This window comes from Enterobacter sp. 168J2 (assembly GCF_034107265.1).
In the GTDB taxonomy this organism is placed as follows: Bacteria; Pseudomonadota; Gammaproteobacteria; order Enterobacterales; family Enterobacteriaceae; genus Enterobacter; species Enterobacter nematophilus.
Genome location: NZ_JAWNEB010000005.1, coordinates 64,288 through 79,468, shown reverse-complemented (window position 1 = coordinate 79,468; position 15,181 = coordinate 64,288). Strand labels below are relative to the sequence as shown.

The window sequence follows — 15,181 nt, the reverse complement described above, 5'->3', positions numbered from 1 at the left end:
GTTTATAAGACAGGATCGAAAATGAAAAAGAGCACTCTGGCATTAGTGGTTATGGGCGTGGTGGCTTCCGCATCTGTTCACGCAGCAGAAGTTTATAATAAAAACGGTAATAAACTGGACGTGTACGGCAAAGTGAAAGCTATGCACTATATCAGTGATGATGACACCAAAGATGGTGACCAGACTTACGTTCGTTTCGGTTTTAAAGGCGAAACCCAGATTAACGATCAGCTGACGGGCTACGGCCGTTGGGAAGCAGAATTTGCGGGTAACAAAGCGGAGAGCGACTCCTCGCAGAAAACACGTCTGGCATTTGCTGGTCTGAAGCTGAAAGACTTTGGCTCTCTGGATTACGGTCGTAACCTGGGTGCGCTTTATGACGTCGCGGCATACACCGATATGTTCCCTGAGTTCGGCGGTGACGGCCTGGCACAGACCGACAACTTCATGACGAAACGTGCCTCCGGACTGGCCACCTACCGCAATACCGACTTCTTCGGCATGGTAGACGGTCTTGATATGACCCTGCAATATCAGGGCAAAAACGAAAACCGCGACGTGAAAAAGCAGAACGGTGACGGCTTTGGTACGTCTCTGGCCTATGACTTTGGCGGCAGCGATTTCTCCGTCATTGGTGCTTATGCTAGCTCCGATCGCACCAACGAGCAGAACCTACTGGCGCGCGGTGAAGGTAAAAAAGCCGAGGGCTGGGCAACCGGTCTGAAATATGACGGCAACGATATTTACCTGGCCACTATTTATTCTGAAACCCGCAATATGGCCCCTATCTCCGGTGGTTTTGCAAATAAAGCGCAAAACTTCGAAGTGGTTGCACAATATCAGTTTGACTTTGGTCTGCGCCCATCCGTGGGTTATGTACAGTCCAAAGGTAAAGATATCGAAGGCATTGGCGACGAAGATATCGTGAAATACATTGATGTGGGCGCCACGTATTACTTCAACAAAAACATGTCCGCGTTTGTTGATTATAAAATCAACCAGATTAACGACGATAATAAACTGGGCGTGAGCAGCGATGATATCGTTGCGCTGGGTGTGACGTATCAGTTCTAAGATTATCCAAATAAGAAAATCCCGGCAGATAAGCCGGGATTTTTTTTGCCCAGGATAAATGCAGTCTGCTGCCCTCACCCCGGCCCTCTCCCACAGGAGAGGGAGAAGACCATTACGCGGTCAGCTTCACCGCTTCACTGGAAAAGTCATCCGCTGGCTCGAACTTAAGGTCCAGAGTGGCCAGCAGCGCGCTCGCTTTGTCGTGGAACTCTTTCAGGGTATATTCCAGGCGATCGATCACTTCCTGATCTTTGATGGTAGTGGCCTGCCAGTTGCCGTCTTTGTTAAACAGGCCAAACTGGTAGCTATACGTAAAACGTTTCTCCTCTGCTTCCATTTCCATCCACCAGCCCCAGAATTCACGTTTTTCGGGTGCAGGCTTCACGTTGACGCAAACAGCCAGGCAGTCGAAAAAAAAGCGATTCTCTTCACACTGCTCTTCTCGAATATACGGGCCAAGAGCCATAAATTTCTTAATCAGCCTACTTTTCGGGTGTCCACTCGGTAACGTCATTGCGATCTCCTTTTGTGAAGCCACTGTTTTACCAAACCAGCGAAATTTAGCAATCTATTAACACACTCTCTGGGCGATCCAGCGCGTGATCTCTTTCAAGGCTTTGTCAAAATTCTGATACACCGGGCTGAACGGCACCTCAAGCAATTTGCCATCCGCAGATGACGAAGTGATTAAGCGCGACTCTTCCTCCGGGCTGAACGGATCGTTTTTCCAGAAACCGGACAGCATCGGCGTCGGGCAGCGGCGTCCAAGCAACCCTTGCGTTTTTAACGAGTAACGATTGAGTTCGACGCGCAGCGCTTCGTCTGAGGCATCATGCATGCCAAGGCGGCTGGCAAGGACGTCCAGATACATCTCCGGCACGCTCCCCTGACGGGCAGGATCGCTGAGCAGGGCATGAACCACCGGCCCCAGACAGGCGACAGCTTTCAGACGTGAAGATTCAAGGTAAGCCAGACGCACCGCGACGTTCGCCCCAAAACGGAAGCCAAACGCGGCGACGCGGGTGTGGTCAACCCACGGAACATTTTCCAGCGCTTTAAGCGCATGCTGGTGCAGCAGGCTCGAATCCTGCGTTAACTTCCACTTCGACGAGAACCCAATAGAAGGCATATCGAGCGTCAGCATCGCGATCCCTTTTGGTGCGAAGTAGCGCTCATAAAGGCTGTAATAGTCAATTTGCAGGGAATCCAGCCCGCCGCACATGAGCACGGTCGGGAACGGGCCGTCGCCTTCAGGCATGTGCAGGAACCCGGTGACGGGCGCACCGCCCGGAACGGCGAACTCAAGCTCGCGCATCTGACCCGGCAGGCGTTGAGCCGCCTCCTCATAGGCACGATTCGCCAGCGCCTGAGCCTGCTCGGCCAGCTCATCCCCTTTCAAATGCGGATAGGCGGCGATGGCGTAGAGGTTGGCCGCATGCAGCCAGTGCTTGCCGCTTCGCGTAGCGTCCTCCTCCTGGCTGGCTTTTTGCTGCCAGAGCATCGCCTGTTTAGACCATTCGTAGATCCAGTTCCCGCCCCGGTAGCCCACCACCGTGTCGTAGAGCTCGCTGTCGGTACGTTCCGACTCGCTCATCACGATACGCGCCTGCACGTCGAGGATCTCACGGGGGTCAATACCGCGCCAGATCCACATCAGGCGGTTAATCATGCGATACCAGTGGGGCACGTTTTTACCGTCTAACGCAGACTGGACGGCAGGCATGGTACCCGGATTAAACCGACGGACCAGCGTCGACGTTTCAGGGTGTTTGAAACGGGGTTTGAAGAGAGTCTCGGTGAGATTCGCCTGCGTCATTGCGTTGCCTCCATGGATACGTCATATAGTGCCCATTGTAACGCGTGGCGGGATAAAAAGAACAACGCCCGGCATAGCCGGGCGTGTAAAGTTACGTACTGAAATTAACGGCCTGAAATAGGCGGTACGAAGACCACGCCCATATCCCACGGCTGTTCAATCCAGGTATCCTGCGGGATATCAATGACGTAATCGTCAACCAGTGGGCGACCCGCTGGCTTAGCGAAGATCGTCACGAAGTGCGCTTTTGGATACATTTCGCGAATAGCGACCGCAGTACCGCCGGTGTCCACCAGATCGTCGATAACGATGAAGCCTTCACCGTCGCCTTCAGCGCGTTTCAGCACTTTCAGCTCACGCTGGTTGTCATGGTCATAGCTGGAGATGCAGACGGTATCGACATGACGAATACCCAGCTCACGTGCCAGCAGCGCCCCCGGTACCAGACCGCCACGGCTGACGGCAATAATGCCTTTCCACTGTTCGGAAGGCATCAGACGCGCAGCCAGTTTGCGTGCGTGAATCTGCAACATGTCCCAGGTGACGACGTATTTTTCGCTCATGTGAAGTGTCCCAGCCTGTTTTTATACGGCTTAAAAAGTGTTCGAGGGGGAAATAGGTTGCGCGAGATTATAGAGATCTGGCGCACTAAAAACCAGTGTTTAGCGCTCCCTGCCTGAGTTTTTACATGCTTTATGCTACCAGCCAGCAGAGAAAGTGGTATTCTCAGTTGCATCTCGCAAGCCTGTCTTGTGGTAACTATTAACCTGCTAACCCTGTGGCCTGCAACCCTGTTTGCAGCGCCTCGACAAGGAGACTTATCGTGTCTGAACTGTCTCAATTATCTCCGCAGCCGCTGTGGGATATTTTTGCCAAAATTTGCTCCATTCCACACCCTTCCTACCATGAAGAACAGCTTGCCGAACATATTATGGGTTGGGCGAAGGAAAAAGGTCTGCACGCTGAGCGCGACCAGGTTGGCAACATTCTGATCCGCAAACCGGCTACCGCAGGCATGGAAAACCGTAAACCGGTTGTGCTGCAGGCGCACCTGGACATGGTGCCACAGAAAAACAACGACACCGTTCATGACTTCACTAAAGACCCAATCCAGCCTTACATCGACGGCGACTGGGTAAAAGCGCGCGGCACCACCCTGGGCGCGGACAACGGCATCGGTATGGCCTCTGCGCTGGCCGTGCTGGCAGACGACAGCGTTGAGCATGGCCCGCTGGAAGTGCTGCTGACCATGACCGAAGAAGCGGGCATGGACGGCGCGTTCGGTCTGCAGGCGAACTGGCTGCAGGCAGATATCCTGATTAACACCGATTCCGAAGAAGAAGGTGAGATCTACATGGGCTGCGCGGGCGGGATTGATTTTATCTCCACCCTGCCGCTGTCCCGCGAAGCGATTCCTGCGGGCTTCCAGACCTTCAAGCTGACGCTGAAAGGGCTGAAAGGCGGTCACTCCGGCGGTGATATTCATCTGGGCCTGGGTAACGCCAACAAACTACTGGCGCGCTTCCTGGCGGGCCACGCGGCCGAGCTGGACCTGCGTCTGGTGGACTTCAACGGCGGCACCCTGCGCAACGCGATCCCACGCGAAGCCTTTGCCACCGTGGCGGTGCCAGCGGCGAAAGCGGACGAGCTGAAAAAACTCTCCAGCGTCTACCTGGATATCCTGAAAAACGAACTGTCGGCGAAAGAGAAAAACCTGACCGTGGTGCTGGAATCTGTGTCTACGGATAAAGCCGCGCTGACCGCGCAGTCTCGCGACAGCTTCGTTCAACTGCTGAACGCGACGCCAAACGGCGTTATTCGTAACTCTGACGTGGCGAAAGGCGTGGTGGAAACCTCTCTGAACGTGGGCGTGGTGACCATGAGCGACGACAGCGCGGAAATTATCTGCCTGATCCGCTCCCTGATCGACAGCGGTAAAGAGTATGTAGTAAGCATGCTGGAATCTCTGGGTGCGCTGGCGGGCGCGAAAACGTCTGCAAAAGGCAGCTACCCGGGCTGGCAGCCGGATGCAAGTTCTCCGGTAATGGCGCTGGTGCGTGAAACCTATCAGCGTCTGTTCAACAGCACCCCGAACATCCAGGTGATCCACGCGGGTCTGGAATGTGGCTTGTTCAAGAAGCCGTATCCGGACATGGACATGGTTTCCATCGGGCCAACCATTACCGGTCCACACTCGCCGGATGAGCAGGTTCATATCGAAAGCGTCGGCCATTACTGGACGCTGCTGACGGAACTGCTGAAGGCGATTCCTGCGAAGTAATACCCTCACCCCAGCCCTCTCCCTCAAGGGAGAGGGTGAACAACCTGGTGCCACCGGGCTATTACAATCCCAAAACCAACTGACGTTCTAACTGCGGGTCCAGTAATGTGACGTGCAGTCCCACAAGCCGAACTCCCCTTCCGCCCCGCCTCTCTTCCCACGCCTTTTTCGCCGTCGCGATAAGATCGTCTTTATTCAGGCGCGGCCAGACGTGCTCCTGCGTTGTCTGTTGAAAGTCGTTAAATTTCAGTTTTATGCCCTGTCGGGCAATCAGTAAATCAGGCTTTACTTTGATCAGGCGTCGTTCCAGCTCCGGATAGAGCTGTTCCGTAATAATGGTTTCACATTCCGACCAGTCATGGATGTCTTCGCTCAGCGTGCGCTCAACCCCGACCGATTTACGTAACCGTTCGCTGCTTACGCTGCGCTCATCGATGCCCTGGCTGCGCTCCCACAGCACGCGGCCAAACTTCCCAAAGCGCTTGAGCAGCATCGCCAGGTCGCTTCGCTGCACGTCTTCGCAGGTACGTAACCCCATACTTTCCAGCTTCGCGGCGGAGACTTTGCCTACGCCGGGAATTTTGCCAAGCGGCAGCGTTTTTAAAAACGCCGGGACCTCTTCAGGGGTGATGACGTACTGGCCGTTGGGTTTATTTAAATCGGAAGCGATTTTGGCGAGAAATTTTACCGGCGCGACGCCTGCCGACGCGGTGAGATTCAGCTCGTTGAAAATGGTCTGGCGGATCTCCTGCGCCATCAGGGTAGCGGAGCCATGACAGTGCAGGCTATCAGTGACGTCCAGATAGGCTTCGTCCAGCGAAAGCGGTTCAATCAGTGAGGTGTAGCGGGAGAAAATTTCCCGAATATGGTTTGAGGCTTCTTTATAGGCGTCAAAGCGCCCGGGCAAAAGAGTGAGGTGCGGACACAGTTTCAGCGCCATCGCCGTCGGCATGGCGCTACGCACGCCAAATTTGCGTGCAGGATAATTGGCGGTGCTGATCACACCGCGCTGAACGCGGCTGCCGCCAATGGCGATGGGAATATCCCGCAGCGCCGGGTTGTCACGCATCTCCACTGCGGCAAAAAAGCAGTCCATATCGACATGGATTATTTTGCGCATCGGTCATACCACACATGTATTTATATACAGTATAACAAAAGGCAAAAAATGCGTCAGCTATTTTCCTTACTCACGGCTGTCATATAAATGTGTTACAAACATTCGTAATAAAGCCTTTATATACATATATTTAGGGAATTAATGGAGGGTAATCATTCATGAAGAAAATTCTATCGGTTTCGCTACTGTTTTTGGCGAGTGCTGCATCAGCAAATCCAGAAATCATCGCTCATCGGGGTGGCACTGCGGATGCACCTGAAAACACTCTGCCAGCCATTAAGCTCGCGCTTGAAAACAAAGCAGATATCGTCTGGATAACCGTGCAGCTAAGTCGGGATGGCGTACCGGTTCTCTATCGACCAGCCGATCTGAAAGCGTTAACCAATCTGCAGGGAAAGGTGTCACAGTATACCGCTGAAGAACTGGCAAAGGCGGATGCCAGCGTGAAGTGGAAAGATAAGGGCCTGCCGGAAAACCTGCTTAATTCCCCGATACCGACGCTGAAGTCGGTACTGAGCGCCTGGCCAGACACGCGATTTTTCATTGACATCAAATCGCCGGATGCCAATCCGGCGACCATGAGCAACGCGCTGCTTAGCGTATTGAAAGAGACCAACAGCCTGAATCGGGTTCGCATCTATTCAACCGAAGATCGCTATATGGAAGCATTGCCTGCCGAAATCCCCCGCTTTGTCACACGCAGCGAGACTCGCACGCGTCTGGCCACGATTTCGCTGAGCCACGAATGTCTGCCTCCTTCACAAAAAATGGACGATTACTGGTATGGGCTTGAGTTAAATCGAAAAGTAGAGGTGGTTGAGAAATTCACCTTAGGCGAAGGTGTCTCTCCTGCAACATTAACGTGGGACAAAGAGGCCGTTGACTGCTTCCGTTCTCAGGGCAATGCCCATCTGATTTTTATCGGCGTGAACTCTGAAGGGGATTATCAGAAGGCGAAAACACTGGGTGCCGAAGGGGTTCTTGTAGACTCACCAGCCAAAGCCAAAAGCTGGAAATAAATGAAAAAGGCCGCACGAAGCGGCCTTTTTCTAGATGATCCTCTGCTGGTCCCGAGCCATCCGCTTTTTACGCGCATCGCACGGTTCCGGGCAGTCGCACACCTTTTCCATTCCGATGGAAGAGATACCTCCACAGCTGCCCTGAATGCTTTTACGCTTGATGATCCAGCCTAATGACATGCCGAAGATCACCAGCAAAAATACCGCAAAGGTTGCCAGAAAGGTCAGCACGATCAGCCTCCGAAATCATCAAGAAGGATGTTCTCATCTTCCACGCCAAGATCTTTCAGCATCTTGATCACGGCGGCGTTCATCATTGGCGGACCACACATATAGAACTCGCAGTCTTCCGGTGCCGGGTGCTGTTTGAGGTAGTTTTCATACAGCACGTTGTGAATGAACCCCGTATAGCCCGTCCAGTTATCTTCCGGTTGCGGATCGGAGAGCGCCACGTGGAAAGTGAAGTTAGGGTTCTCACGCGCCAGCTGTTCAAACTCATCGTCGTAGAACATTTCGCGCAGCGAGCGCGCACCGTACCAGAAGCTGATTTTACGCTTGCTGCCGAGCCGCTTGAGCTGGTCAAAGATGTGTGAGCGCATAGGGGCCATACCCGCACCGCCGCCGATAAAGACCATTTCCGCGTCGGTATCTTTAGCAAAGAACTCACCGAACGGACCGGAGATCGTCACCTTGTCCCCTGGCTTAAGGGACCAGATATACGACGACATCACGCCCGGCGGCGCGTCAGGCACGTTTGGCGGCGGCGTGGCGATACGCACGTTGAGCATGATAATGCCCTTCTCTTCCGGGTAGTTAGCCATGGAATAGGCGCGAAGCGCGGGCTCTTTTACCTCGGAAACAAAGCGGAAGAGATTAAATTTATCCCAGTCGGCCCGGTACTCATCGGGCACGTCGAAGTCCGCATACGCCACGGTGTGCGCCGGACAATCAATCTGGATATACCCGCCTGCACGGAACGGGACGCTCTCCCCTTCAGGGACACGCAGCTTAAGCTCTTTAATGAACGTAGCTTTGTTATCGTTCGAGATAACCTCGCACTCCCATTTTTTCACGCCGAAAATCTCTTCCGGCAGCTCAATCTTCATGTTCTGACGCACCGCGACCTGGCACGCCAGGCGGCAACCCTCTTTCGCTTCACGCTTCGTGATATGCGACAGTTCAGTTGGCAGAATATCTCCGCCCCCCTCTTTCACCGTCACACGGCACTGCCCGCATGAGCCGCCTCCACCGCAGGCTGACGAGACAAAAATCCCGTTGCCCGAGAGCGTATTAAGCAGCTTGTCCCCTGCCGGGGTGCGGATCTGGTTCTGCGGATCGTCATTGATATCAATGATCACATCCCCGGAATTAACCAGCTTTGCGCGCGCCGCCAGGATCAGCCCTGACAGCACCAGTACTATCAGCGTGAACATCACCACGCCAAGAATAATTTCCATCTGTTAGCCCTTATAGCTGCACACCGGAGAAGGACATAAAGCCCAACGCCATCAGGCCGGTGGTGATAAAGGTGATCCCTAAGCCACGCAGCCCAGCGGGCACGTTGGCATATTTCATTTTTTCACGGATCCCCGCCATGGTGACAATCGCCAGCATCCAGCCGATACCGGAACCGAAGCCGTACACCACCGATTCACTGAAGTTGTAATCACGCTGCACCATAAACGAGACGCCACCAAAGATGGCGCAGTTCACCGCAATCAGCGGCAGGAAAATCCCCAGCGCGTTGTACAGCGACGGGAAATACTTATCGAGGATCATCTCCAGGATTTGTACCAGCGCCGCAATCACCCCGATGAAGGTGATGAAGTTAAGGAAGCTGAGATCAACGCCCTCCACCAGCGCGCTGTCCCGCAGCACAAAGTTGAACACCAGGTTGTTAATCGGAACCGAAAGCCCCAGCACAACGGTAACCGCTACGCCCAGGCCAAATGCCGTCGAGACCTTTTTAGAAACGGCAAGGAACGTACACATGCCCAGGAAGAAGGCGAGCGCCATGTTTTCAACAAACACCGCGCGCACAAATAAACTCAGGTAATGAGCCATTGTCGGTTACTCCTTTTCCTGCTGTTCAGGCTTCAACGTACGAATCAGCCAGATCAGCAAACCGATAATGAAAAACGCGCTTGGGGCCAGCAGGAACAGGCCGTTCGGCAGATACCAGCCGCCGTTCTGCACCGTATCCAGCACCTGAACACCAAACAGCTTGCCGCTGCCAATCAGCTCGCGCAGGAAACCGACCGTCAGCAGGATCACGCCGTAGCCCAGGCCGTTGCCGATACCGTCCATGAAGCTCGCCAGCGGCGGCATTTTCATGGCGTAGGCTTCAGCGCGCCCCATCACGATGCAGTTGGTGATAATCAGGCCGACAAACACCGAAAGCTGCTTCGAGGTTTCGTAGGCGAAAGCGCGCAGCAGCTGATCGACCACGATCACCAGCGAGGCGATGATCGCCATCTGCACGATGATCCTCACGCTGTTAGGGATGTGGTGGCGGATCATGGAGATAAACATGCTGGAAAACGCCGTCACCAGCGTTACCGCCATCGTCATCACCACCGCCGTTTCCAGCTTGGTGGTCACCGCCAGGGCTGAACAAACGCCCAGCACCTGCAGGGTTATCGGGTTATTGGCTAAAAGTGGGCCAATCAGCACTTTTTTAACTTCTTTCAGTTCACCCGTATCAGCCATTGTTCAGCGCTCCTTCACGTACATTTTTCAGGAAGGGACCAAAGCCCAGTTCACCCATCCAGAAATCAAAACTGTGCTGTACCCCGTTAGAGGTGAGCGTGGCGCCGGAAAGGCCGTCAACGGCAAATTCATCTCCGGGACGCGCGCCTCCTTTCACCACCTTCAGCGCGGGCTGGCCGTTTTCGTCGAGCACTTTTTTACCGACAAACTGCGCACGCCAGTTAGGGTTTTCCACTTCACCACCCAGCCCCGGCGTTTCGCCCTGGTCGTAATAAGTAATGCCTTTGACCGTGCGGCCATCGGTATCCAGTGCCACAAAGGCGTACATCATTGACCACAGCCCGTTACCGTAGATCGGCAAAACCACTTCCTGCACGCGCTTTTGCTCGTCACGCACCAGGTAAATCTCCGCGATGTTGCTGCGGCGCTTAATGCCTGCCGGATCCTGCGAGGCGTCAAGCACGGTGCTCATCTGTGGATCTTTCAGCGCCAGCGCCTGGTTGTATTTCGCCGGGTCTTTATCCATCAGCTCGCCGGTTTTTAAATCCACCAGCCGCGCGGTAATGCGCTCAGCAAACACGGCCGCGACGTCGTCCTTCGTCATGCCTTCCTGCATCAGCCCGGCTACGGCCAGGATGTTGCGCTGTTTATCCAGCGCGCGTTGCTCCTGCTGGAGCGGTTTTAACCCTACGGCAGAGCCGGCAACCACGATGGAGCAGACCAGACACAGCACCAAAACCACCAGCAGCGTTTTGCTGATGCTGTCGTTATTTTTAATCTCAGCCACGCGCCTTCCTCCGCTTAATGTTGGCGCGCACGACCAGGTAGTCGAACAGCGGCGCAAACAGGTTGGCAAACAGAATGGCCAACATCATCCCTTCCGGATAGGCCGGGTTGACCACGCGAATCAGTACACACATCACGCCAATGAGCGCGCCGTAACACCATTTCCCCCTGTCGGTAAAGGAGGCCGAGACGGGATCGGTGGCCATGAACATCATGCCAAACGCAAAGCCTCCCAGCACCAGGTGCCAGTACCACGGCATGGAGAACATCGGGTTCGTGTTTGAACCAATAAGATTGAACAGCGTGGCGGTAAGCACCATGCCGAGCATAACGCCCGCAACGATGCGCCAGGACGCCACGCGGCCAAAGAGGATGATGGCCCCACCGATCAAAATCATCAGGGTAGACACTTCACCAATGGAGCCCGGGATGTTGCCAAGAAACGCGTCGAACCAGGTCACCGGCTGGCCGGTAGCATTGTTGACCAGCGTTTCGCCGCCGCCTGCCGCCCACTGAGAAAGCGGCGTCGCGCCGGAGAAACCGTCCGCTGCCGTCCACACCAGGTCGCCCGAAATCTGCGCCGGGTAAGCAAAGAACAGGAACGCACGCCCCGCCAGCGCCGGGTTGAGGAAGTTACGTCCGGTTCCGCCGAAGATCTCTTTAGCAATCACCACGCCAAAGCTGATCCCCATCGCCGCCTGCCAGAGCGGCAGCGTAGGCGGAACAATCAGCGCAAACAGAATGGAGGTGACGAAGAAGCCTTCGTTGATCTCGTGTTTGCGGATGATGGCGAACAGCACTTCCCAGAAGCCGCCCACGATAAAGACGGTCATGTAGATCGGCAGGAAGAAGACGGCCCCCAGCGTCATCATGCTGACCCAGCCTGCATCAGCCGCAAAGCTGACGCCCAGCGACTGCGCCAGACGATAGTGCCAGTCAGACTGAATCACCTGCGCCAGCTGCTGAGCGTCGTACATATGATGCAGCGCCGGAATGGTTTGCAGACCGACGTTGTACATGCCCCAGAACATGGCAGGGAAGACCGCAAACCACACCAGGATCATCATGCGTTTCAGATCGATGGCATCGCGAACGTGCGCTGCCCCTTTCGTCACCAGACCCGGAGTGTAGAAAATAGTCGTCGTCGCTTCATACAGCGGGTAGTACTTTTTGAGCTTCCCTTCGGTAAAGTGCGGCTCAATTTTTTCAAAGAGGTGTTTTAATCCCATGGTTATCCTTCCTGCTCAATGCGGGTTAACACCTCGCGCAATACGGGTCCATATTCGTATTTACCTGGACACACATAGGTACAGAGCGCCAGATCTTCTTCATCCAGCTCAAGACAACCGAGCGCCTGCGCGCCGTCGGTGTCGCCGGCCAGAAGATCGCGCAGCAGCACGGTCGGCAGAATATCCAGCGGCATTACACGTTCGTAGTTGCCAATCGGAACCATCGCGCGCTCGCCGCCGTTCGTGCTGGTGGAGAAGTTAAAGAGCTTATGACGCAGGAAATGGCCAAGCGTGGTGCGGGTGACGGAGTATTTTTCTGCGCCTGGCAGAACCCAGCCGAACAGCTCTTTCTCACGCCCTTCCAGAACGACGCTCACCTGAAGATGGAAACGTCCCAGGTACGCGTGCGCATTGACAGCGCGGCGGCCGCTGAGTACCGAACCGGAAATCAGGCGGTTTTCACCCTCTTTCGTTTCCCCTGCCAGCAGTTCATTAATGTCTGCTCCCAGAAGCGTTTTAACCAGACGCGGGTTTACGGCCTGTGGCCCGCCGATAGCAATGATCCGTTCAGCGCAGAGTTCACCCGTAGTAAAGAGCTTACCGATGGCAATGACATCCTGATAATTAAGGTGCCAGACCTGTTTTTTTAGGCTCACCGGCTCAAGGAAGTGGATATGGGTCCCGACCAGACCCGCCGGATGCGGGCCGGAAAATTCATTAAACGTGACCTGTCCCAGCGGATGGCCGCCAAGCTTGCCGCCGCCGGCCTGGCAAACGTGCACTTTTCCGGGCGTCAGGCGAGTCAGAACGGTCAGCCCGGCATCAAAGGCTTTACGCTGCGCCAGGATAATGGGCTGCGGATCTGCGCTGAGCGGGTTGGTGTCGATGGCCGTAACGAAAATGGCAGCCGGGGCGGTATCAGGAACAGGTGATTTGCTGAATGGGCGCGTACGAAGCGCCGTCCACAACCCGGATGCCAGCAGCTGAGCCTGCACATCTTCGCGGCTAAGCGTCGCGAGGTCTCCCGCATCATAACGAGCAAACTCACGCTGTTCATCGCCTTCGATGCGGATAACTACCGACTGCAGCACGCGACGCTCGCCGCGGTTGATCGCCACAACGGTACCGCTGGCGGGGGCCGTGAACAAGACGCCGGGATTTTTTTTGTCTTCAAAGAGCGCCTGCCCTTTGATCACGCGATCGCCCTCCTGCACGAGCATTGAAGGACGCATTCCCAGATAATCGTCACCCAAAATTGCGACATGACGGACGCTTGCGCCAGACGAGACGTGCTGCTCAGGCACGCCTGCAATCGGCAGATTAAGTCCTTTTTTTATTTTAAACATGTGGTTAGCAGGTTTCCATAAACAACAATCCAGTGGGCGCGAAGTGTACCATTTTCTCCTCTCTCTCGGGCAGGGAATCCGCCTTTGAGCGCGCCAAATTGCGAGCTATTACGCAAAGTTCCTGGAGCCAGCGCGTTTTTGATGGTTTATAAAGTAAAACTAATTTGTAAACTCACCGCCCGGCTCTTGCGAAAATCTATAGCGGTGCTAATGTGAGCGCACCTAACAGAATAATCTGATTTCGGGTCTCTTTTGCCGTCCTGGCAAGTTAGTCCAGGTTTTATCAAGGAATTTGTAGTATGCGTAAAATCGCATTGTTCATTGCGATGCTTCTGATTCCGTGCGTATCGTTTGCCGGGCTGCTCAGCAGCAACAGCTCCACCACGCCGATCAGCAAAGAATATAAACAGCAGTTAATGGGATCCCCGGTTTATATTCAGATCTTCAAGGAAGAGCGCACGCTCGATCTGTATGTCAAAATGGGCGAGACGTATCAGCTGCTTGATAGCTACAAAATTTGTAACTATTCCGGCGGACTGGGTCCAAAACAGCGCCAGGGCGATTTCAAGAGTCCGGAAGGATTTTACAACGTTCAGCGTAACCAGTTAAAGCCGGATAGCCGCTTCTATAAAGCAATCAACATCGGTTTCCCGAACGCCTATGACCGTGCTCACGGTTATGAAGGGAAGTACCTGATGATCCACGGTGCCTGCGTGTCTGTCGGCTGCTACGCGATGACCGACTCCGGCATTGATGAGATTTTCCAGTTCGTGACCGGCGCGCTGGTCTTTGGGCAGCCTAACGTTCAGGTCAGCATCTATCCGTTCCGCATGACGGATGCCAACATGGCGCGCCATAAGTACTCTTACTACGCCGATTTCTGGAAACAGCTGAAGCCGGGTTATGACTACTTTGAGCAGACCCACAAACCACCAGTGGTCTCTATCGTCGATGGCCGTTACGTGGTCAGCAAACCGCTGAGCCACGAAGTCGTCCACCCGCAGCTGGCGTCAAATTACACGGTCCCCGAGACAAAATAGCACCCACTCGCCTGGCATAATCTTTTGCCAGGTTTCGTTGCCCGTCAGCGGCTGCGTTGCAATGACTGTGACCACATCGTTCGGTGTGGTCTCTTTCTGAAAATCTATCTCCACATCCTGATCGAGCAGCGTAGCGACGCCAAACGGCGCGCGGCGCGTGATCCAAAAGAGATTCGTCGAGCAGAACGCCATCACGTAGCGCCCGTCAGACAACAGCATGTTAAACACGCCTTTTTCACGCAATTCCGTTGCCAGCGTCGCGATGTATTTGAATACGGCGGCCATGTTGCCGGGCGTGCGCGGATAACGTTGCGTCAGCTTATGCAGCAGCCAGCAGAAGGCCTTCTCGCTGTCCGTTTCGCCAACCGGACGGAAGTTGCCCGTTTCCAGCGATTTATAGCCCGTAAGCTGCCCGTTATGCGCGTAGGTCCAGTTACGGCCCCACAGCTCGCGGGTAAAGGGATGGGTATTTTCCAACGCCACTTCGCCGCGATTTGCCTGACGAATATGCGCGATCACTGAACAGGATTTAATGGGGTAATCCTGCACCAGTTTGGCAATTGGTGAGTTAAAGCTGGGCTGTGGATCTTTGAACGTGCGACACCCTTTGCCCTCGTAGAAGGTGATGCCCCAGCCGTCTTTATGCGGCCCGGTTCCTCCACCGCGCTGCACCAGCCCGGTGAAACTAAAGCAGATATCGGTTGGCACATTGGCGCTCATCCCGAGCAGTTCGCACATATATCACCTCCACAACAGCGGGG

16 protein-coding genes are annotated in these 15,181 nt (G+C 54.6%); 4 read left to right on the top strand and 12 right to left on the bottom strand.

Going from position 1 to position 15,181, the window contains the following annotated elements; translation table 11 throughout:
- The first annotated feature begins 21 nt into the window (after positions 1-21).
- Entirely contained in the window at positions 22-1,074 is a 1,053-nt protein-coding gene (gene phoE, locus USG84_RS14440) for a phosphoporin PhoE (protein WP_151413064.1), read from the top strand.
- Positions 1,075-1,186: 112 nt separating this feature from the next.
- Here the strand turns inward: phoE and crl are convergent, their stop codons facing one another.
- The 3 genes from crl to gpt all read right to left on the bottom strand — a co-directional run bounded on the left by crl (position 1,187) and on the right by gpt (position 3,453).
- Positions 1,187-1,588 carry a sigma factor-binding protein Crl gene (gene crl, locus USG84_RS14435; protein ID WP_008500249.1) on the bottom strand — a complete coding sequence of 134 codons (402 nt, stop codon included), beginning with the start codon at positions 1,586-1,588 and terminating at the stop codon, positions 1,187-1,189.
- 57 nt (positions 1,589-1,645) lie between these two features.
- Positions 1,646-2,890 (bottom strand): esterase FrsA, encoded by a 1,245-nt coding sequence (gene frsA / locus USG84_RS14430; protein ID WP_028012084.1) that lies wholly within the window; start codon positions 2,888-2,890, stop codon positions 1,646-1,648.
- Between the two features lie 104 nt (positions 2,891-2,994).
- Positions 2,995-3,453, bottom strand: a complete 459-nt coding sequence (gene gpt, locus USG84_RS14425; protein WP_003863205.1) for a xanthine phosphoribosyltransferase — start codon at positions 3,451-3,453, stop codon at positions 2,995-2,997.
- Between the two features lie 260 nt (positions 3,454-3,713).
- Between gpt and pepD the strand changes: the two genes are divergently transcribed.
- Positions 3,714-5,171: a cytosol nonspecific dipeptidase gene (gene pepD, locus USG84_RS14420; RefSeq protein ID WP_045630671.1), complete on the top strand. Its 1,458-nt coding sequence runs from the start codon at positions 3,714-3,716 to the stop codon at positions 5,169-5,171.
- A 61-nt stretch (positions 5,172-5,232) separates the two neighbouring features.
- Here pepD and dinB read toward each other — a convergent pair whose 3' ends face one another.
- A complete protein-coding gene (gene dinB / locus USG84_RS14415; protein ID WP_061099099.1) occupies positions 5,233-6,291 on the bottom strand; it encodes a DNA polymerase IV in 1,059 nt (352 codons plus the stop codon).
- A 158-nt stretch (positions 6,292-6,449) separates the two neighbouring features.
- On the opposite strand from dinB, the gene USG84_RS14410 reads away from it, so the two are divergent.
- Positions 6,450-7,310, top strand: coding sequence for a glycerophosphodiester phosphodiesterase family protein (locus USG84_RS14410; protein ID WP_151413063.1), 861 nt, complete (start codon positions 6,450-6,452; stop codon positions 7,308-7,310).
- Positions 7,311-7,340: 30 nt separating this feature from the next.
- Here USG84_RS14410 and nqrM read toward each other — a convergent pair whose 3' ends face one another.
- Genes nqrM through USG84_RS14375 form a run of 7 tightly spaced genes read right to left on the bottom strand, consistent with a single transcriptional unit; the run spans position 7,341 to position 13,380 of the window.
- Positions 7,341-7,490, bottom strand: a complete 150-nt coding sequence (nqrM, locus tag USG84_RS14405) for a (Na+)-NQR maturation NqrM (protein ID WP_192845943.1) — start codon at positions 7,488-7,490, stop codon at positions 7,341-7,343.
- A gap of 53 nt (positions 7,491-7,543) precedes the next feature.
- Positions 7,544-8,767: an NADH:ubiquinone reductase (Na(+)-transporting) subunit F gene (nqrF, locus tag USG84_RS14400; RefSeq protein ID WP_045630674.1), complete on the bottom strand. Its 1,224-nt coding sequence runs from the start codon at positions 8,765-8,767 to the stop codon at positions 7,544-7,546.
- Positions 8,768-8,777: 10 nt separating this feature from the next.
- Complete coding sequence (nqrE, locus tag USG84_RS14395; protein ID WP_061099102.1) at positions 8,778-9,374, bottom strand: NADH:ubiquinone reductase (Na(+)-transporting) subunit E; 597 nt, start codon at positions 9,372-9,374, stop codon at positions 8,778-8,780.
- A 6-nt stretch (positions 9,375-9,380) separates the two neighbouring features.
- On the bottom strand, positions 9,381-10,019 hold the full coding sequence (locus tag USG84_RS14390; protein WP_061099103.1) for an NADH:ubiquinone reductase (Na(+)-transporting) subunit D: 639 nt from the start codon (positions 10,017-10,019) through the stop codon (positions 9,381-9,383).
- On the bottom strand, positions 10,012-10,806 hold the full coding sequence (locus tag USG84_RS14385; RefSeq protein WP_151413061.1) for a Na(+)-translocating NADH-quinone reductase subunit C: 795 nt from the start codon (positions 10,804-10,806) through the stop codon (positions 10,012-10,014). The genes USG84_RS14390 and USG84_RS14385 overlap by 8 nt, the downstream gene beginning before the upstream one ends.
- Complete coding sequence (locus tag USG84_RS14380) at positions 10,799-12,034, bottom strand: NADH:ubiquinone reductase (Na(+)-transporting) subunit B (RefSeq protein ID WP_151413060.1); 1,236 nt, start codon at positions 12,032-12,034, stop codon at positions 10,799-10,801. The genes USG84_RS14385 and USG84_RS14380 overlap by 8 nt, the downstream gene beginning before the upstream one ends.
- A 2-nt stretch (positions 12,035-12,036) precedes the next feature.
- Complete coding sequence (locus USG84_RS14375) at positions 12,037-13,380, bottom strand: Na(+)-translocating NADH-quinone reductase subunit A (protein WP_320738317.1); 1,344 nt, start codon at positions 13,378-13,380, stop codon at positions 12,037-12,039.
- A gap of 299 nt (positions 13,381-13,679) precedes the next feature.
- Between USG84_RS14375 and dpaA the strand changes: the two genes are divergently transcribed.
- Entirely contained in the window at positions 13,680-14,420 is a 741-nt protein-coding gene (gene dpaA, locus USG84_RS14370; protein WP_061099107.1) for a peptidoglycan meso-diaminopimelic acid protein amidase, read from the top strand.
- On the opposite strand, the gene USG84_RS14365 is transcribed toward dpaA, so the two are convergent.
- Positions 14,391-15,158, bottom strand: a complete 768-nt coding sequence (locus USG84_RS14365) for a class II glutamine amidotransferase (RefSeq protein WP_061099108.1) — start codon at positions 15,156-15,158, stop codon at positions 14,391-14,393. The genes dpaA and USG84_RS14365 overlap by 30 nt on opposite strands.
- Between the last annotated feature and the right edge of the window lie 23 nt (positions 15,159-15,181).

Excerpts from the sequence above, each read along its gene's own strand:
- frsA (WP_028012084.1), bottom strand. The coding sequence starts at position 2,890 with ATGACGCAGGCGAATCTCACCGAGACTCTCTTCAAACCCCGTTTCAAA.
- nqrF (WP_045630674.1), bottom strand. The coding sequence starts at position 8,767 with ATGGAAATTATTCTTGGCGTGGTGATGTTCACGCTGATAGTACTGGTG.
- USG84_RS14365 (WP_061099108.1), bottom strand. The coding sequence starts at position 15,158 with ATGTGCGAACTGCTCGGGATGAGCGCCAATGTGCCAACCGATATCTGC.
- gpt (WP_003863205.1), bottom strand. The coding sequence starts at position 3,453 with ATGAGCGAAAAATACGTCGTCACCTGGGACATGTTGCAGATTCACGCA.
- USG84_RS14410 (WP_151413063.1), top strand. The coding sequence starts at position 6,450 with ATGAAGAAAATTCTATCGGTTTCGCTACTGTTTTTGGCGAGTGCTGCA.
- USG84_RS14380 (WP_151413060.1), bottom strand. The coding sequence starts at position 12,034 with ATGGGATTAAAACACCTCTTTGAAAAAATTGAGCCGCACTTTACCGAA.
- nqrE (WP_061099102.1), bottom strand. The coding sequence starts at position 9,374 with ATGGCTCATTACCTGAGTTTATTTGTGCGCGCGGTGTTTGTTGAAAAC.
- dinB (WP_061099099.1), bottom strand. The coding sequence starts at position 6,291 with ATGCGCAAAATAATCCATGTCGATATGGACTGCTTTTTTGCCGCAGTG.
- USG84_RS14375 (WP_320738317.1), bottom strand. The coding sequence starts at position 13,380 with ATGTTTAAAATAAAAAAAGGACTTAATCTGCCGATTGCAGGCGTGCCT.
- nqrM (WP_192845943.1), bottom strand. The coding sequence starts at position 7,490 with ATGTCATTAGGCTGGATCATCAAGCGTAAAAGCATTCAGGGCAGCTGT.
- crl (WP_008500249.1), bottom strand. The coding sequence starts at position 1,588 with ATGACGTTACCGAGTGGACACCCGAAAAGTAGGCTGATTAAGAAATTT.
- phoE (WP_151413064.1), top strand. The coding sequence starts at position 22 with ATGAAAAAGAGCACTCTGGCATTAGTGGTTATGGGCGTGGTGGCTTCC.
- USG84_RS14390 (WP_061099103.1), bottom strand. The coding sequence starts at position 10,019 with ATGGCTGATACGGGTGAACTGAAAGAAGTTAAAAAAGTGCTGATTGGC.
- dpaA (WP_061099107.1), top strand. The coding sequence starts at position 13,680 with ATGCGTAAAATCGCATTGTTCATTGCGATGCTTCTGATTCCGTGCGTA.